This window comes from Paenibacillus sp. FSL H3-0457, from assembly GCF_037981725.1.
Taxonomy (GTDB): Bacteria; Bacillota; Bacilli; order Paenibacillales; family Paenibacillaceae; genus Paenibacillus; species Paenibacillus amylolyticus.
This window is the reverse complement of the sequence record NZ_CP150283.1, coordinates 3,115,799-3,131,943: the sequence shown is the minus strand read 5'-3', so window position 1 is coordinate 3,131,943 and position 16,145 is coordinate 3,115,799. Positions and strand designations below refer to the sequence as shown.

15 protein-coding genes are annotated in these 16,145 nt (G+C 43.7%); 3 read left to right on the top strand and 12 right to left on the bottom strand.

The features are described from left to right. Positions 1 to 520: 520 nt before the first annotated feature. Both MHH25_RS13975 and MHH25_RS13970 read right to left on the bottom strand, forming a co-directional pair. Positions 521 to 2,038 (bottom strand): exosporium glycoprotein BclB-related protein, encoded by a 1,518-nt coding sequence (locus MHH25_RS13975; RefSeq protein WP_340020270.1) that lies wholly within the window; start codon positions 2,036 to 2,038, stop codon positions 521 to 523. A gap of 283 nt (positions 2,039 to 2,321) precedes the next feature. Next, a complete protein-coding gene (locus tag MHH25_RS13970) occupies positions 2,322 to 3,782 on the bottom strand; it encodes an alpha-L-fucosidase (RefSeq protein WP_340020269.1) in 1,461 nt (486 codons plus the stop codon). A 122-nt stretch (positions 3,783 to 3,904) separates the two neighbouring features. Here MHH25_RS13970 and MHH25_RS13965 point away from each other — a divergent pair, with 122 nt between their 5' ends. Beyond that, on the top strand, positions 3,905 to 4,750 hold the full coding sequence (locus tag MHH25_RS13965) for an AraC family transcriptional regulator (protein WP_101314022.1): 846 nt from the start codon (positions 3,905 to 3,907) through the stop codon (positions 4,748 to 4,750). 28 nt (positions 4,751 to 4,778) lie between these two features. Here the strand turns inward: MHH25_RS13965 and MHH25_RS13960 are convergent, their stop codons facing one another. Both MHH25_RS13960 and MHH25_RS13955 read right to left on the bottom strand, forming a co-directional pair. Then, entirely contained in the window at positions 4,779 to 5,864 is a 1,086-nt protein-coding gene (locus MHH25_RS13960) for a glycoside hydrolase family 99-like domain-containing protein (protein WP_101314021.1), read from the bottom strand. A gap of 61 nt (positions 5,865 to 5,925) precedes the next feature. Beyond that, a complete protein-coding gene (locus tag MHH25_RS13955) occupies positions 5,926 to 6,918 on the bottom strand; it encodes a hypothetical protein (RefSeq protein WP_155985034.1) in 993 nt (330 codons plus the stop codon). A gap of 287 nt (positions 6,919 to 7,205) precedes the next feature. Between MHH25_RS13955 and MHH25_RS13950 the strand changes: the two genes are divergently transcribed. Beyond that, on the top strand, positions 7,206 to 7,613 hold the full coding sequence (locus MHH25_RS13950) for a hypothetical protein (protein ID WP_235200735.1): 408 nt from the start codon (positions 7,206 to 7,208) through the stop codon (positions 7,611 to 7,613). Between the two features lie 118 nt (positions 7,614 to 7,731). Here the strand turns inward: MHH25_RS13950 and MHH25_RS13945 are convergent, their stop codons facing one another. The 6 genes from MHH25_RS13945 to MHH25_RS13920 form a co-directional block, all read right to left on the bottom strand. After that, positions 7,732 to 9,078, bottom strand: coding sequence for a glycoside hydrolase family 30 beta sandwich domain-containing protein (locus MHH25_RS13945; RefSeq protein WP_036608324.1), 1,347 nt, complete (start codon positions 9,076 to 9,078; stop codon positions 7,732 to 7,734). Between the two features lie 22 nt (positions 9,079 to 9,100). Then, a complete protein-coding gene (locus MHH25_RS13940) occupies positions 9,101 to 10,744 on the bottom strand; it encodes a sugar ABC transporter substrate-binding protein (protein ID WP_036608327.1) in 1,644 nt (547 codons plus the stop codon). A gap of 37 nt (positions 10,745 to 10,781) precedes the next feature. Further along, complete coding sequence (locus MHH25_RS13935; RefSeq protein WP_017688674.1) at positions 10,782 to 11,669, bottom strand: carbohydrate ABC transporter permease; 888 nt, start codon at positions 11,667 to 11,669, stop codon at positions 10,782 to 10,784. Between the two features lie 15 nt (positions 11,670 to 11,684). Next, positions 11,685 to 12,674 (bottom strand): ABC transporter permease subunit, encoded by a 990-nt coding sequence (locus MHH25_RS13930; protein ID WP_340020267.1) that lies wholly within the window; start codon positions 12,672 to 12,674, stop codon positions 11,685 to 11,687. Between the two features lie 119 nt (positions 12,675 to 12,793). Further along, positions 12,794 to 13,816: a LacI family DNA-binding transcriptional regulator gene (locus MHH25_RS13925; protein WP_076330992.1), complete on the bottom strand. Its 1,023-nt coding sequence runs from the start codon at positions 13,814 to 13,816 to the stop codon at positions 12,794 to 12,796. A gap of 180 nt (positions 13,817 to 13,996) precedes the next feature. Next, positions 13,997 to 14,341, bottom strand: a complete 345-nt coding sequence (locus tag MHH25_RS13920; protein WP_036670761.1) for a thioredoxin family protein — start codon at positions 14,339 to 14,341, stop codon at positions 13,997 to 13,999. A 118-nt stretch (positions 14,342 to 14,459) separates the two neighbouring features. Here MHH25_RS13920 and MHH25_RS13915 point away from each other — a divergent pair, with 118 nt between their 5' ends. Beyond that, a complete protein-coding gene (locus MHH25_RS13915; RefSeq protein ID WP_017688678.1) occupies positions 14,460 to 14,597 on the top strand; it encodes a hypothetical protein in 138 nt (45 codons plus the stop codon). 79 nt (positions 14,598 to 14,676) lie between these two features. Here the strand turns inward: MHH25_RS13915 and MHH25_RS13910 are convergent, their stop codons facing one another. Continuing rightward, positions 14,677 to 14,970 carry a DUF3817 domain-containing protein gene (locus tag MHH25_RS13910; protein ID WP_076318167.1) on the bottom strand — a complete coding sequence of 98 codons (294 nt, stop codon included), beginning with the start codon at positions 14,968 to 14,970 and terminating at the stop codon, positions 14,677 to 14,679. A 206-nt stretch (positions 14,971 to 15,176) separates the two neighbouring features. After that, positions 15,177 to 16,145, bottom strand: coding sequence for a LacI family DNA-binding transcriptional regulator (locus MHH25_RS13905; protein WP_340020266.1), 969 nt, complete (start codon positions 16,143 to 16,145; stop codon positions 15,177 to 15,179).

Here is a 16,145-nt window from a genome sequence, read left to right as displayed (position 1 = left end):
AGAGATAACAGATCAGTCTATGATTTTTTACTTGGAAGTTTAGGAGATTGAATGAATCAGATTAAACCATGTGAGTGAATAGTTTGGGTGTTTGAATAATGCAATGAGAGTGAATGTCTATAAGCATTCATGTGGAAGGGTAATCTGGAGCGTTAGCAGAACGCTTGCTAAGGAGTGGTGGATATGACTTTCGATCGTGATTCGAGTGAGTGCTTAAACATTTTAATTACATATAATAGTCGATTAGGAATTTAATTGGATTTTATTGGTATAGTATAAAGTCATTATTCGATATACACAAGCACTATATTGAAAAATATAGAAAATAAGTCTATTTAATGCTTTTATGTGTCTGATGTCGCTTACGTATTTCAGCTTATTTTTCGTATTTATGCATTCTTTTGATGAATAATAGTTTGTAGTAGTTCTATATAACCAAGACCTGACACTCAAAATTTCAAATCAAGAAAAAGAACGACATGAGAACTCTCATGTCGTTCATCTCAAAATTTATATCTCATCATGTAATGTTCACGCCGCCACTTGCATACCCGACAACCGTATTCACAAGTGTGAGTCCGGCTGCCGTTGCCGAGAACACCAGCAGCAGACGTGTCTGTGCAGTCACAGGTATAGTTAATCCGGTTGTTATGCCATTGGAGATACTACCCAATGCAATAATACCGGTGAGTGGAGGTGCCAGTGTAACGACCGCCCCCGGAACCGCAGTAAATGCATTATCAGGAGTAGGTGAACTGAATAATTGCGCAGTGATGGTCACCGTTGAACCAACCAAGGCCAAGGCTGCTGTGGTACTGAAATAGGCAGCAATCGAAGTTATAACGCCATCCCGTGGGACAGAGAACGCAAAGTTAATGAGTGGTCCGACAATCGTTCCTGTCAAATCAATCGTGCCACCCAGAATACTGACTCCTGTTGCCGAGCTGCCGAAACCGATAAGGCTTGTCGTTCCGACCAGTCCACCAAGAATCGTTGTTAATATGGCAGGTCCGCCAGAAGCAAACGGTATGATAGCTCCAGAACCCGTAGCCCCAGTAACACCAGTGCTGCCAGTTACTCCCGCAATCCCAGTTGCGCCGGTAGCCCCGGTTACCCCTGCAATTCCCGCTGCACCCGTATCTCCTGTCACACCCGTTGCCCCGGTAGCCCCGGTGACTCCCGCAAGTCCAGCTGCACCCGTATTCCCTGTGACTCCCGTGGCTCCTGCTACGCCAGGATCACCTGTTGCTCCTGTAACGCCAGCTGCCCCAACAGCTCCTGTACTCCCCGTTGCACCTGTCGCTCCTGTTGCGCCACCTGCTGGGCCTGCCGCACCCGTTGCTCCAGTAACACCTGTTGCACCTGCTGGTCCCTGGGCACCAGCAGCTCCCGGTGTACCAGCTGGACCTACACCACCCTGAGAACCAGCAGCGCCAGCCGGGCCTTGTGGACCAGGTACGCCCTGAGGACCCGCTGGTCCTGCAGGTCCTGCCGGACCTTGACTGCCTATGTTTCTAAGCCCTGTTGTGATAGCCAATTCGGTCGCCCGGATCAAAATGACCAGTTGATCTTTCTCAGCCGAATCGATATTCCCCTGTAAAATGACAGATAGGAGCACATCCAGCAATTGCTGCAAATTGGTTCCCACACTGATCGGAGAAAATGGAACGGCCTCTGCAGATACAATGGTAAGCTCCAAGATCGCTTCGAGATCTGCCTTGGTTCCCTTTTTCAAATCCGAGCAATGAACCAGAGCCAGTAATTTACGCAGTACCTCAATCAGAAGTGAAACATTGTGAGGCGTGGGATTGGCAAAAACCTGTACAATTGCTCCCTTCAACTCACCAATTAATTTGAGAAGGAATTCGGCTTCTTTGTCAAAACACTTATGATGGTGGTTATTGTGATGATGATTGTGGTGGTTATGATGGTGCTCGTGATGGTGTTCTTTGTGCTGCTCTTGGGGATGGTCACAGTCCTCAGCTTTTTTTTTCTTAAATCCGCTCCAACCATATCTGATGCGTTTCTTTGGTTTCATCTTTTTTGCAGATCCTCCTTAGTGAGTCTCAATCAATCCATTACAGGCGAACATCACTGGTTTGATGATATCAGTATATTAGCAAGTAAGAATTTCGTGATTATTATATAAGTAAATTTCCGAATTACAGTTTTCAGCTTGGAGGAGCCTCCATTATCATGGAGAGGATTTTGCATGGAAGTCAGCCTTATGTATAACCCAACCAAAAGAGCGCTATCCGATGAGTACAATACTCCTAGATGCGCCCTTTTTATATTTACAGTATTTAATTTATCTTTGTTGATTAGTCCAATTTAATTTTGAAAACAATAGGCGCATTACTTTTCACAGTTGTCGTTGTGATCATCAGTGCGTCCGCTGTTCTCTCCCATTTCGGTTGTTCCTCGTAACCAAGTACCTGAATATCTTGAATGACCCCTTGAAAATGGTGAGAATTTTCCTTCAGGGATTTAATCTGCACCACCCCGTTATCTGGATAGGCAAGAACCGTGGCATACAGATCGCTTTCTTTTAACGTAAACCGTATATCTTCACTCGTAAATATCTTCGTATCCCCGTCCGTGAATTGCCCTTCCTTCACCTCTGTCGGACCCTCACCAAACGTACGCCAGAATGACGTGTCATAGATCGCTTCCCCATTCACTTCCAGCCACTTGCCAATGCTCAGCAAAATGTCACGATCTTCTTCCGGTATGCTTCCGTCTGCTTTGGGCCCAATGTTCAGCAGTAAATTTCCGTTTTTGCTTACAATATCGACGAGATCCCGAATGATCTCCTCAGCCGTTTTATAGTTATTATTTTCTGTATAACACCATGAGTTTTTAGCGACAGCTGTATCCGTTTGCCAAAAATAGGGCTTGAGCTCAGCGAACTGTCCCCGCTCCACATCCGGAACGGCACTACCAAACATGTAGGCCTCATGTTTATAATTGATAGCTACAGGCACGCCCCATTCTTCGCCTTTGTTATAATAATAGGCAGCAAATTTTTTAAGATAGGGTTTGAACGCAACCGTTTGAATCCACCAATCAAAATAAAAGACCTTTGGCTGGTATTGATCGACCAGTTCACAGCATCGAATCAACCAGTCCTCCAGATACTCCTCGGTTGGAGGTGAGTCATACAAGTCGAAGTGATCCTTGGGTTCAGGCATGGCAGGCCAATAGAAATCCCCACGCTCCAGAGGTTCCTTAATATCTGAATCAAACTCCTTCCCGTGAGACATGAAGAACCAGTGCTCGGCGCGGTGAGACGACACGCATAATGTCAGCCCCTGCTTCTCGTATGCAACCTTCATCTCACCCAGAAGATCCCGTTTGGGCCCCATTTCATATGTGTTATAGTGAGAGATAGAGCTTTTGTACATCTGAAAACCATCATGGTGCTCTGCCACAGGCATAACATATCTGGCTCCAGCCTGTTTGAATAACGTTGCCCATTCGTCTGCATCAAACTTCTCTGCACGAAACATCGGAATGAAGTCTTTATATCCAAAGTCCTTATGAGGTCCATACACCTCAAGGTGATGTTCATAAGCTTTGGTGCCTTGTATGTACATATTTCGCGAATACCATTCGCTATCATAGGCCGGTACAGAATATAGCCCCCAGTGAATGAATATGCCGAATTTCGCTTTTGGGTACCATTCGGGTACTTGAAAGGTGCTAAGCGAACTCCAGTTGTCCTTGAATTTACCGCTCTCAATCGTTGCTTCAATATGTTGCAAATATTCGTTTTTGTCCATGAGATGTTCTCATCCCTTCTGTTATTGTCTGTAGTTGTATTGTAGTGCTACGGCCGAAAGATAGACATGCAGAACACTAACTTTTAGATGGACAATAATAACCTTGTATGGAGATGAAAAGTATGAATCATCAAACTTTGCTTACGAACTACCTGTCCAATCTCCAAGTCGAATTATTCATGGTCAATTACAATCGGTGCGATACGGATTGGCGGGATCTGGATTACACGCCCGATTACAGCAAGTTTTATTTCATATGCGAAGGTGAAGGTTGGCTCAAAATTGGGGATGAGGAGTATTACCCTGCACCTAATCAGCTTATTTTAATGCCAGAGGGGATCCAACAGTCCTACTCTGCCATTAATGACCGTCCTTTTCTCAAATATTGGTGTCACTTTAGCGCAAAGGTTGGGGGAATCAATTTGTTCCAAATTCTGAAATTCCCACACATCTGTACGATAGATCAACCTGAGTTGATTCAAGCAATCTTCAGCAGTATCCTTACATATGCAAAATCCGATGAAGTCTATGGCCATATGATGGCCAAGAGCAAACTAACCGAGCTACTGTCCCACTATATAATGAATCTGGATCTGGATCAGATCTCTTTTATTAACGTGCCTGTCATGGAGAAACTGTCCACCATTCTGGCTTATATTGATTCCAACATCGAAGAGAATATTTCGGTTCAGGATCTGGCCCAGATCGCCTACATGCATCCGAATTATTTCATTCGATTCTTCAAGCAGCAGATCGGTGTTCCTCCGATCCTCTATATTACTGGCAAAAAAATCGATAAGGCCAAGGAGTTGCTGGCCTGCACCCCGAACACAATAACCACCATCGCCGAGCATCTCGGTTTCAGTGATTTGTATTATTTCTCCAGACAGTTCAAAAAGCATACAGGGTTAACTCCAACGGAGTACCGCAAACAACAAACGGTACTTACAACGAAACATGGTCTATAAATAAACTCAAAGCAAAGAGAGAGTTCCCTCATTCGGAACTCCCTCCTATAGACTTGTTTCTGTTCGATTCATGCTGAGTTACTTTCTTGAGTTCTCTCAAATAAGCATAACCATAGTTTTGATCCGGCTCAAGATATGCCCCTTCCGCCCACTCATTCCAGGCATTAACAAAAAGATATTCACTTTTGTACAGCGTCCTCGCTCGTTCCATCTGTCTGGACAGATACAGCCCAAACTTCTCTGGGGTGGCCCCGAGCGTACTCTGTCCGTCAACACCTCTCCGCGGTGTATTATCCCAATTGACAAAAGCACCTGGATAGACAATTTCTCCGTTACGGTGTGGTGTTCGTTCGAGAATGGAGGACCATACCTTGTCGTAATTCACAGCAATATGCTGCTGTCCCTTGATGTTCATTTCGATCCATATTCCATTCATATGTCCATGTGCAAACGTATAATGCGGTTCAAATTCCATACTCGCATCAAAGATCTGACCATTAAATGTAGGGAATCCACCAATGGTCTGAACAAAATGAATCCCATTCAGGCCATGTTTCAAAGCCAATTCACGCCAAAACTGAATCATTTCCTCACATTGCGGAATACTGGCTGGTCGATAGATCAGAAATAATGGCTTACCTTCCACTCGAATATATCGTTTGTCCTTAAATACTTTTACCAGATAATTAAAATGTTCTTCCCAATCCTCTCGATCCCCATAATTCTGGGCCATGAGAATATCGGATTCTTGCCCATCCCATTTTCTTGTCCATGTCTCATTGGCCCAGGACAAGCAAAAAGGAAAATCAGGCTCCCCACTATCTAAAATTTCATTCACTGGTTTTTCCAGCAAACGCTTGCCTTTGAACCAATAATGATAATAACAAAATCCATAAATGCCATGCTGTTTAGCCGTTTCCGCTTGCCACTTTCGTACATCTGGATCGGAAAGGTCATAATATTTCCCCTGAAATGGCTGTTTAGGCTGATGATGACCCGAATATAAAGGCGCGGCTTTTTTTACATTCGTCCATTCGGTAAAACCGTCCCCCCACCATCGGTCGTTCTCCTCAATCCGGTGAAATTGGGGCAGATGCAGAGCAATTACCTTCAATCAGAACTCCTCCAATGCAGCAACATGATGCAGCCTACGCTCCTGTGATTTTTGGGATGATTTATATGAAAATGATATCCAGCAGTCGCAATGTTTTTTGTAGATGGGATTGATTATATTTCATGTATGCCAGAGCATGGCTAGCGGCCAGTCTCCTTGCATCAACACTCTGCCAGTAATGTTCAAACTTCTGAGTGAGTTCTTCACAAGAGTTGTATTGTTGAAAGTTACTAAGGTCAATCCCGTTGCTCTGATTCACAGATGGTCCTATGAGCTGAAACGTCCCACATGCGGCAATTTCCATCACGTTTTTGATTGATTCGCCACGATGAATAACCAGTTTGCTTCCGTTATATAACATCTGACGAGCTTCATTCGTATGAACAGGCTTGAAATCCCCGATCTGTGCCCAACCCTTTCCATCTACCCGAACCTTTTTGTTATCCAAAAGACCCGATTTGGCAACAGCGGTGACGATGTCATCCGGTTCTGCATCCCCGATGATATAAACATCCGATTCGTACTCCGGGGGAACAGCTTGCGGACAGAATATATGTGGATCAGGCGGCATGAACAGTTCATGACTACCAGTGCTTCCCATATGATGCTGATCATCGCTTATTTGGGTTGATTGTTGTGTAAACACGTGATCAAAAATCGGTAGAATAGTTTCGCTTTGGTTCACTTGTTGATCGGCAGACAACCAGATGGCCTTTTTCACGGTGGATGTCCTTAATGCTGTAATATTCTCATCCGGCAAGTTTTCTCCGCTTCCGATAACCATAATCAGGTCAACATCATAGGAAGACAAACAGGCTGACACGGATTCGATATATTTAATCTCATTCACATTTCTCACGAGATGTTTCAAACTCTGTTCAATCAGGACGCAATGTGATGACATTTCTCGGTCATTACAAGGGGTAATAAGAAGCACATTTAACTCCTTATAGATCACTTTTGGCACTTCTCGGGCAGGTATGCTTCCCACCTGCATCATTTTCAGCCATTGCTGATTCAGTTCCAAATGCTGTACTTCCATATGTTTACGCATGGATTTGAGTTTCCTGTTCAGAACCACATTCATCTGTCTCAGGAATAACCGGTTCGCATCATGAACTGAACGTTTCTTTTTTGCGGACTTAACCTGCGTTCTTGACTTCTTTTGGATAACAAACCCTCCTGTTCCATGCGAAAACATTCTCTGCCTACAATATGCACGAAATAGTGTTTCGCTAACTCTTTTTTTGCAAAAGGGGCTTTATCCCAGGTATATAATGTGTGGCCACCCGGATCATTCCAGATCTTGTCCTCATAGAATATAAGAATACTATATAGGAGATGATATCTTTGCCAACTTTTGATAGCATCCTTGTCACCGGTAATCAGACCATTAACCAAGATCTGCAAGTTAATGGTAATCAAACCGTTGGTGTCGATCTAAACGTCAATGGCAGTCAGACCATAACAGGCAGCCTTCAAATCAACGCCAGCTCCTCGATTGTCAACCATTTGGGTGTAGGCGGAGTGATTGAAGCTGGAGATAGCGTTAAGGCCGCTACACAATTAATGGCACTTAATCAACCTACTCTTCCACTCTCCCTACCCGTTTTGCAACAACTCAGATATTACAATCCTGGTGTTGCAGGTCAACCCGGTCTGGTCTTAACAGGGACTGCTGGCAATCAATATATACTGTTTGTTGATGAAAGTAGCGGGACACCCCATCTCGCCATTCAACCCGTATAAGATAACCCTGAATCAGATGAGTTTCACCAAAAGAAGCGATATCCGTGTACACTCCGGATATCGCTTCTTTTGGTTTCATTTCTGATGAAGCCTACTTATAACTCCATCTATTTATTTATTAATCTGTGATCAATACGGACAAGACACTCTTGCTTTCCAGCTGAAACTGCATCAATACATCGTCACGCAGCTTAACCTGTATGTTGCCCGTCTCCTCTCCATCATTGAAGAGGACTAAAGCTACGGAACCATCGGCATTTTTAAAAGCCACAGAACAAATTCCATCATCACTGGATGTTGATTCGATCCGAACAGACTTCGGGCGGATCACAGCACTGAAATGAGCCAGAGCATAATAATCAAGTGTATACGTAAGTTCCTTTGTTTGCTGATTCACCTGTACGATCCCACGGCACGTACTGCGGCCAAATCCCGGAACGGTTGGCCCGTTGTTCTCATCAAGTGCCATATTCCAAAGTACAAAGGACTTGCTGTAATTGCGAAGAATCTGAATTCCCGTTCGCATCACATTTGAGAAAGCTTGCTCAAATGGCGGAATCCACTCTCCACCCGAACCTTCAGTGAAATGCACTTCTTTCCCTGCAAAAGCTTCATAAACCTTCGTTTGAGCAGAAGCATCGCCCCCGTACCAATGCCAGGCTACACCATCCACTTCCTCTCCCGCTTGTTCCAGCACGGTCAGTGGATAGTCCGGTTGATCCCAGTTGTGATCGTAACAGAGAATTTTGGTTTGAATATCGTTTTGCACAAAGGCTGGTTTGAGATGATTTTTGATAAAATCTGCTTGGGCCTCGGCTGGCATCAACATACCCGGATAGTGCCCGGGTTCATAAAGCGCCTCATTCTGTGGTGTAATGGCATGGATGGGTAATCCATGCTTGCCATATGCTCGAATGTATTTCACGAAATATTCAGCATAAACGGGATACCATTCAGTCTTTAATTGTCCGGTAATCATGGATCCGCTCGTTTTCATCCAGCCGGGTGCACTCCATGGTGAGGCAAATAGCTTCAGTTCAGGGTTCAATGCCAACGCCTTTTGCGTTAAAGGAATAACGTCCTCTTCATCATGTGCAATGCTGAATTGGGTTAATTTCGGGTCTACCTTCTGTTCTGGCATATCGTTATAACTGTATATCGTTCTCGCATAGTCCGAAGCTCCCATCGGATTTCGGATGACCGAGAGCCCAATCCCTTTCTCTGGATGGAACAGCCGGGTCATAACCTCTTCCCGCTGCTCCTCACTCAAGATTTGGTTGATCAAATAGGCAGATGAATCGGTAAAAGAAGCACCAAATCCGTCCATCTCCTGATACGTTAACTGATCATCCAGATGGATGGTCGTTTTCTCCTTATCAGCATCTAGTGGTTTCAATTGCTCTTGGGATAGAGATACGAATAAATCTTCTTCACCCGTAGTTTTGTACATTTTGAATGTAGTCATAGGATTCTCCTTTGTATTTCTATTATTGAATTCCTAGTTTCTCTTTGTTCAATTTCATCTTTTCACTGCGTACCTTCACAATCTCTTCCCAACGGTTCTCACCTAAAAATGACTTGTAAGAAGCCAGTGCATTGTCATACGAGGCATCATCCTTGGACCGTACCATACTGACCAGCGTTGTATTCCACTTCGTATTGATTGCTGACAACGCACGAGCTTCAGGTGTACCTTGATCCGGGCTAATATTCTCCAGAATAAAGTGTGGTTTCAGCTTGCCTTTGCCCCACTCCTGCATCTGTTTAATCGCTTCCGGAAAAGCATCTGCACTGAGTGCTTTGTGGCGGTCATGACCAAAGAACATAAACTCGCCCATCCGATAATCCTTTTTGAATTGATCTGCGTTATTCAGTTGCATGTCTTTCACTGCTGGCAGCAATTCTACACTACCGTCGGCTTTGGTTTGGTAGCTTTCCCCTTCGATCCCGTAATTCATAAGCGTCTGTCCTTCTTCACTCAGCAAGTATGTGAATATCTGAATGGCCTTGGCCGGATCTTTACAGTCCTTGGAAATGAAATTGATCATCCACCCGGTTATTCCGGATTGATTCAATGTTGGTGCATTACCTTTGGTACTCTGCGGTCCATCGATAGCAACATATTCTTTGCCTGGATTGGCACTCATGTAGATTTGCAGGTTTCCTCCTTGTTGAGGTGTACCGTCGAGCAGCATCGTTGCATATTTACCCGATTTCACTTTCTCTTCAAAAGCCGTACCATCATCCGCAAAACTGTCATCACTGATATTGCCGTCTCTATACACGGTGTTCAATGTTCTCAACCACGTGAGGTAATCTTCATCCAGATTACGATCATAGAATTCTCCATTCTCGTTCTCAAGCGGAACACCAATGAAGTCTTGCAACGTATCTCCGAGTGAACCCGTTCCTTCTCCTACGGCATTAAAGCCGAATGGAATCAGCGCAGGGAACTCTTGCTTAATTCGTTTCATCACATTCTGGAATTCTTCTGGCGTTCCAATGACCGGACTACCCAAAGCTTCGTACACATCTTTACGAATGATAAATGCCGTTTTGGCAGGAATATTACCGCTATCATAATCCTCTTGTGTATTGGAATAGTTCGGGTAACCATAGGTTTTACCATCCGCCAATTGGAACCAGTTCAATGTATCGGCAGCCGCTACTTTATTGAAGTAAGGATCATATTTTTCCGCCAGATCGTTCAGCGGCATCGCCCAGGTTGCAGCTTTTTGTACCACAGGAGAATTGGAGTCAAATACGGTCAACAAGTCAGGCATATCTCCACCTGCGAAAAAGGTGTTTAACTTGGTATCATCACCCGTGATGAATTTAATATTGATGTTCAACTCCTCTTTGATTTTCTTGGTAACAATGTCCTTGCCAAAATCGGTGTTCCACCAGTCAGCATTGACGTACCATGTCAGGTCGGTAGCCTCTTCCTTTTTATCCAACTGCCAAGCTGGCTTTTCCGGGTCAACCGTATAACGATCTTCAATGGAAACCCAGTTTCCTTCACTTGAGCCCCCAGATCCACCACTGCAACCTGTAATCATAAGTACGGCTGTGAGCAGTGTTGCGAGCAATTTAATCCCTTTTTTGCCTGATGCCTTATTCAACTTCAACATATTTTTGTTCCTCCTCAAAATGGGGTATTTGTTGCTCCTATTCCTTGACTGCTCCGAGCATCATTCCCGAGATAAAGTATCTCTGAACGATGGGATAGATCAGCACGATAGGGAGTGTTGTAATAACAATGGTGGCTAGCTGCACGCCTTTGGTCGTTGTTTCAATAACAGCCGAACCCCCGACATTTTGCATGGATTGTGTCTGTGACTGCACGATAATCTCATACAACATCATCTGAAGTGGATACAGTGACTGATCGGTAATGTATAACTTGGTTGTCATAAAGTCGTTCCATTGCCCCACCCCATTAAATAGTGCAATTGTAGCCATGGCAGGCATGGAGAGTGGAATGAAGATTTTCAGGAAAATATGCCAATCCCCTGCACCGTCAATCTTGGCCGATTCTTCCAACGAATCCGGGACATTCCGGAAGAAATTCATCAGAATTACGACATCATAGAAGCTGAATAACGCCGGGATAATGTACACCCAGAAGCTGTTAAGCAGGCCAAGTGATTTGATTAACAGGTATGTCGGGATCATACCGCCCGAGAAGAACATTGTAATAACACCCATGGCAACGTATAATTTACGGCCTCTTATGTACTTTTTGCTCAGACCGTAACCAACCATGGCACAAAAGAACACATGTGTAACAACGCCGATCGTTGTTTTGGACACCGATATGAAGAAGGCCTGCCAGATGCCCTGATCATTGAATACCGCTCTGTAATTCTCCAGCGAGAATTCCGGTGACCAGAAGATGAATCCACCTTCCGCCAACGCTTTGCCTGAACTAAAGGAAGAGATGATGACATTCCAGAGCGGAACCAGAATAACGATCGTACAGATGATTAACAAAATCATATTTAAGGTATCAAAGATCCGACTATCGAGATCTTCTTTTGCCACCTTTCCATTCACGCGGGATGCCTCCTTCTACAACACAGATTGATTATCGTTTAATTTGCTTGTGATTTTGTTTGCAGTGACGAGCAAAATGACAGAGATGATGGAGACACCCAAGCCAACGGCCGTTGCATATGAAAAGTCACCCTGAGACATCCCCATACGATACACATAAGAATTGATAACTTCCGCTTTGTCGCGGTTCTGGGAGTTCATGAGAACCAAGGTCTGATCCAGATTCGACCCTAATAAACCGCTTACAGTTAGAATCAGATTTAGGCTTATGATTGATTTCATGTTGGGCAATGTGATATTCCAGATCTGTCTAAGACGGCTTGCACCATCAATTTTGGCAGCTTCATAATACGTAGGATCAATCTTTGCCATGATCGCCAGATACAGAATCGTTCCCCAACCTGCTTCTTTCCAAATATCCGATAACGTAGCAATCCACCAGTACTTGCCTGCATCCAGCAAGATGTTCTTCGGTTGCGAGATCACTCCCAGGCTAAGTAACAACTGATTAAATAAGCCCGTTGTTGAAAACCAGGTGATCAGCATTCCCCCAAGTACGATCCAGGACAAAAAGTGAGGTAAGTATGAAACCGTTTGCACAAACTTCTTGAAGCGTCCGCTGTTTAACTCGTAGATCATGATTGCGAGAATGATCGGAATGACAAACCCGATACCTAATTTCAAAAAACTGATCCCTAACGTATTCACGACTGCATCCCAGAAGTATTTATCTGATAAAATGATTCTGAAATTATCCAGCCCTACCCAAGGAGCGGTGGCCAACGTATCAATGACCGTGTAATTTTTGAAGGCAATTGTCAAACCGTAAATCGGAATATAACAGAAAATAATCATAAATATAATGCCCGGGATAATCATCGATTGAATCTCCCATTGTCTCCGATAATCGACTATGAATTCTTTAATCCGTTGTCCGATGGGTTTCTTCCCATTGGGACTGATCGCATTTTTACCGGTTGATGTCTCTACGGCTAATTTATCCACGTTTTTTTACTCCCCTCCATCATGCATACATGTTTATAAAAACGTTTTTATTTTTCGGCATAAAAATCCCCTTTGCTTTTATTTATGTAAAAAAAGACCGGAGAAGAAGCTGAGTCAACTTATGTACGGTAGTCTTTCCGGTCGATCTTCACATGGCTTGAACCTCTAACCACCAGCTCACCCGCCAATTTCTGTGCAGCCCCTTGTTCTTTCTCCTTGATCATACCCACCAGTTGATTGATTGCCAGAATACCCTGTCTTGCAATTTGATTTCTTACCGTTGTGAGTGGTGGAGAAAAATACTGTGCGATATCAATATCGTCAAAACCCACGACACTAACATCCTGAGGCACTTCAAAGCCCTCAGACTTCAACGCATGCATACAGCCAATTGCACTCAAGTCATTCCCTGCAAGAAATGCATCAGGCCGCTTGCCGGGGTGTAAATGAAGAAAAGATTTTATCGCACTATACGTGCTCTCCTCCTCAAAGTACCCTTGTATAATGTAATCTTCATCGATTGGAAGCTGGTACTCCCGCAAAGCAGCCAGATAGCCATCCCTACGCTGTACACTGTCAAACATCGTATCCACACCCGAAATATAAGCAATTTTCTTGTGCCCCAGCCCAATTAAATACTTGGTTGCTTCATAAGCCGCCACATACGAGTCAAAAATGACACTTCCCATCGTATCACTCTGATAGACCCGATCCAGAAAAACCGCCTTGATCTTGTCTTTCTCCATGGCGATAATATCTTGCTCATCAATCCGAAGCTCTTCGTAAATAATGACACCATCCACCCGCCGACCCAGAATATTACTCATAATAACGTGTTTATCCTTGGTCACAAATACATTCAAACCATACCCAAGACGATCACATTCGCGAGACATTGACTCAACCAGCTTATAGAAATACGGACCTGATACACTTGTGGTGAAAAAACCGAGCATTTTGGTTTGACCGGACTTCAATAGCTTGCCATTCAGATTGGGCACATAATTTAAACGCTCTGCCACCTTAAGAACATGTGATTTCGTCTCCGGGTTCAAGACATCCACACCATTCAAAGCGTTGGAGACCGTAGATATGGATACGCCCGCTTCCCTTGCTACATCTTTAATCGTTATCTTTGCCATAAGTTTTGTTCCTTTACTATAAAAACGTTTTTATAATGTTTAAATTATCATAAAACCGTTTTCATGGCAACACTTTAATTTGCGAGTTCAGGCATCATATACTTTATTCATAGCTATATGCCACTGCGGGCGCAAAAAAACGGCTCATGTATGAGCCGCCGTTCATGAAGCTTTAGCTTTCTATTCCTCATCCTGGATATACATGGAGTGAATCTGTTGCAGCTGCTCTTCCAGACGTTCCAAGCGAACAAAACGATCCGCTCGAATATATTCCTTCTGCTCCACAAGCATGATCATTGTTGGAACGGTAAAAATAAGAAACTTGGAAGCAACTTCTTCCACGTCGTTAGCATTGATGTGACCGAGGTATATTGATGGATAAGGTTCAAGCAACGCCCTGATCTTGGGGAGTAAAGCGTGACATACACTGCACTCTGGACGAGATACATACAAAAAAACCAATTCATGTTGTTGAATAACTTCTTCAACCATTTCTATGGATGTTAACTCATGAATATCTTTCATAGCAACTCAACCCTTTCAATCATTCAATAGCTTGCTCATTTAAACTTTTTCTTTTCAAGTATAGCCTATATGCGTTAGAATCAAATGGAATATATCCCCATATGAAAGAGGTTATGGTATGAAAAAATCATTCTTATTTCTGTTCACTGCCCTGGTTGTTGTTACTTCCTTCTCGGCGTATACACCTGTGTCGAATGCCTCAGGCGATATTGGAGTCAGCTTATTGTCCGATCGTCAGCAAGGTACAGTAAAGTAGAACTTGTACAGAAAGTAACAGGCGACAATTCGGATAACATCTGAATTAGTCGCCTGCTTTCATTTATTCTTATTGATTTTTATTTCCAATCTCTCTTTCGAAGATAAGATTCGAATACAAAAGTACCAAACGGCAGTAGACCGGCGAGTCCACCCATTAACCAGCGTGTTATCTTCCACTTTTTGACCAGAGCCAAATGCACTAGTGCAATAAGATACAAAGGAAATAAAATACCATGAATCATGCCCATTACGGCTACAGCGGAAGAGATATCTGCAAAATATTTCAGAGGCATAGCAATAAAAATCAACAGAAGTAAGGATATGCCCTCCCATATGCCCGCAATTCTGAATCGGCCTGTCACTGTTTTCATAAAGTCCATTCTCACCTTTCCCGCTAATCGTTTGTGAAATATGTAACTTGTAACATGATACAAAAAAGCTCACGCCACATCTCCTTACAGATATGTCGTTCTGAAGCTCATATTCAGTATAACGTATGACTCCGATTCGAAGATGCTTCAAATTTGAATAATTATTGAATCCATAAATTCAAATTCCAACATCAGGTCTTATGGATTCAAGTTGTCTCACGCTCAATCAGCTGGTATGTCAGCTGCTCTGTCTTCAACTCTGTTTTACCCAATACAGCCCACAAGTGATGGAAAGCCTGGGTGGCTTGCTCCGCAATTGGATTGTGTATGGTCGTGATCCCGAGGACACGGGAAAGCTCGATATCATCAAACCCTACAATGGCGAGTTGTTCCGGTACCTGAATATTCCGTCTGCGTGCTTCACTAAGAATGCCGATGGCTGCATAATCATTCGAACATAATACGGCCTGTGGAAGTTCTGGCCCCTCAGCCATTCTTCCCATCGCTTCTTCGCCATCGGAGGAGCTAAATACGGAATATTGATATGCTTCAGTCCACACATGCAACCCTCTGCTCTTCATGAAAGATTCATAGGCTTCACGTCGGCTCTGGGTATTCAAACTTTCAGCCCTGCCAAATGCATTCGCAATTCGAGTGTATCCTCTTGATACCAGATGCTCCAGAGCTAACTTATACCCTTCTGCCTGATCCATCGCAACAGACGGAATATCGTCATTTCCCATTCGCTGCCAGGAGACAATGGGCCCATACTCCATATAAGCTTTTAATTTCCGAGGATCATTGACACAAGCAATAATAACTAGCCCATCGACTCGTTTACTGCGCAGATCTTCGAACGCCTGCAATTCAATCTCCGGATCTCCACGGGATGTATAGATAATCGTCTGAAACCCAAAATCCATGGCTGTATCAATGAATTGATTCATGAAGGTAAGAATGATCTCACCTGTGGTAGAGGTCACAATTCCAATCTGCTTTGTTTGCCCTGTCGATAACGATATCGCATTCCGGTTGGGAATATAATTCAACTGTTTCATAATATCCGTTATGATCTGCCTTGCTTCATCACTAACATGCGGAGAATGGTTAATCACTCGTGACACTGTCGCTTTTGAGTAACCAGACCGCTTCATAATTTCATCAAACTTGGACAT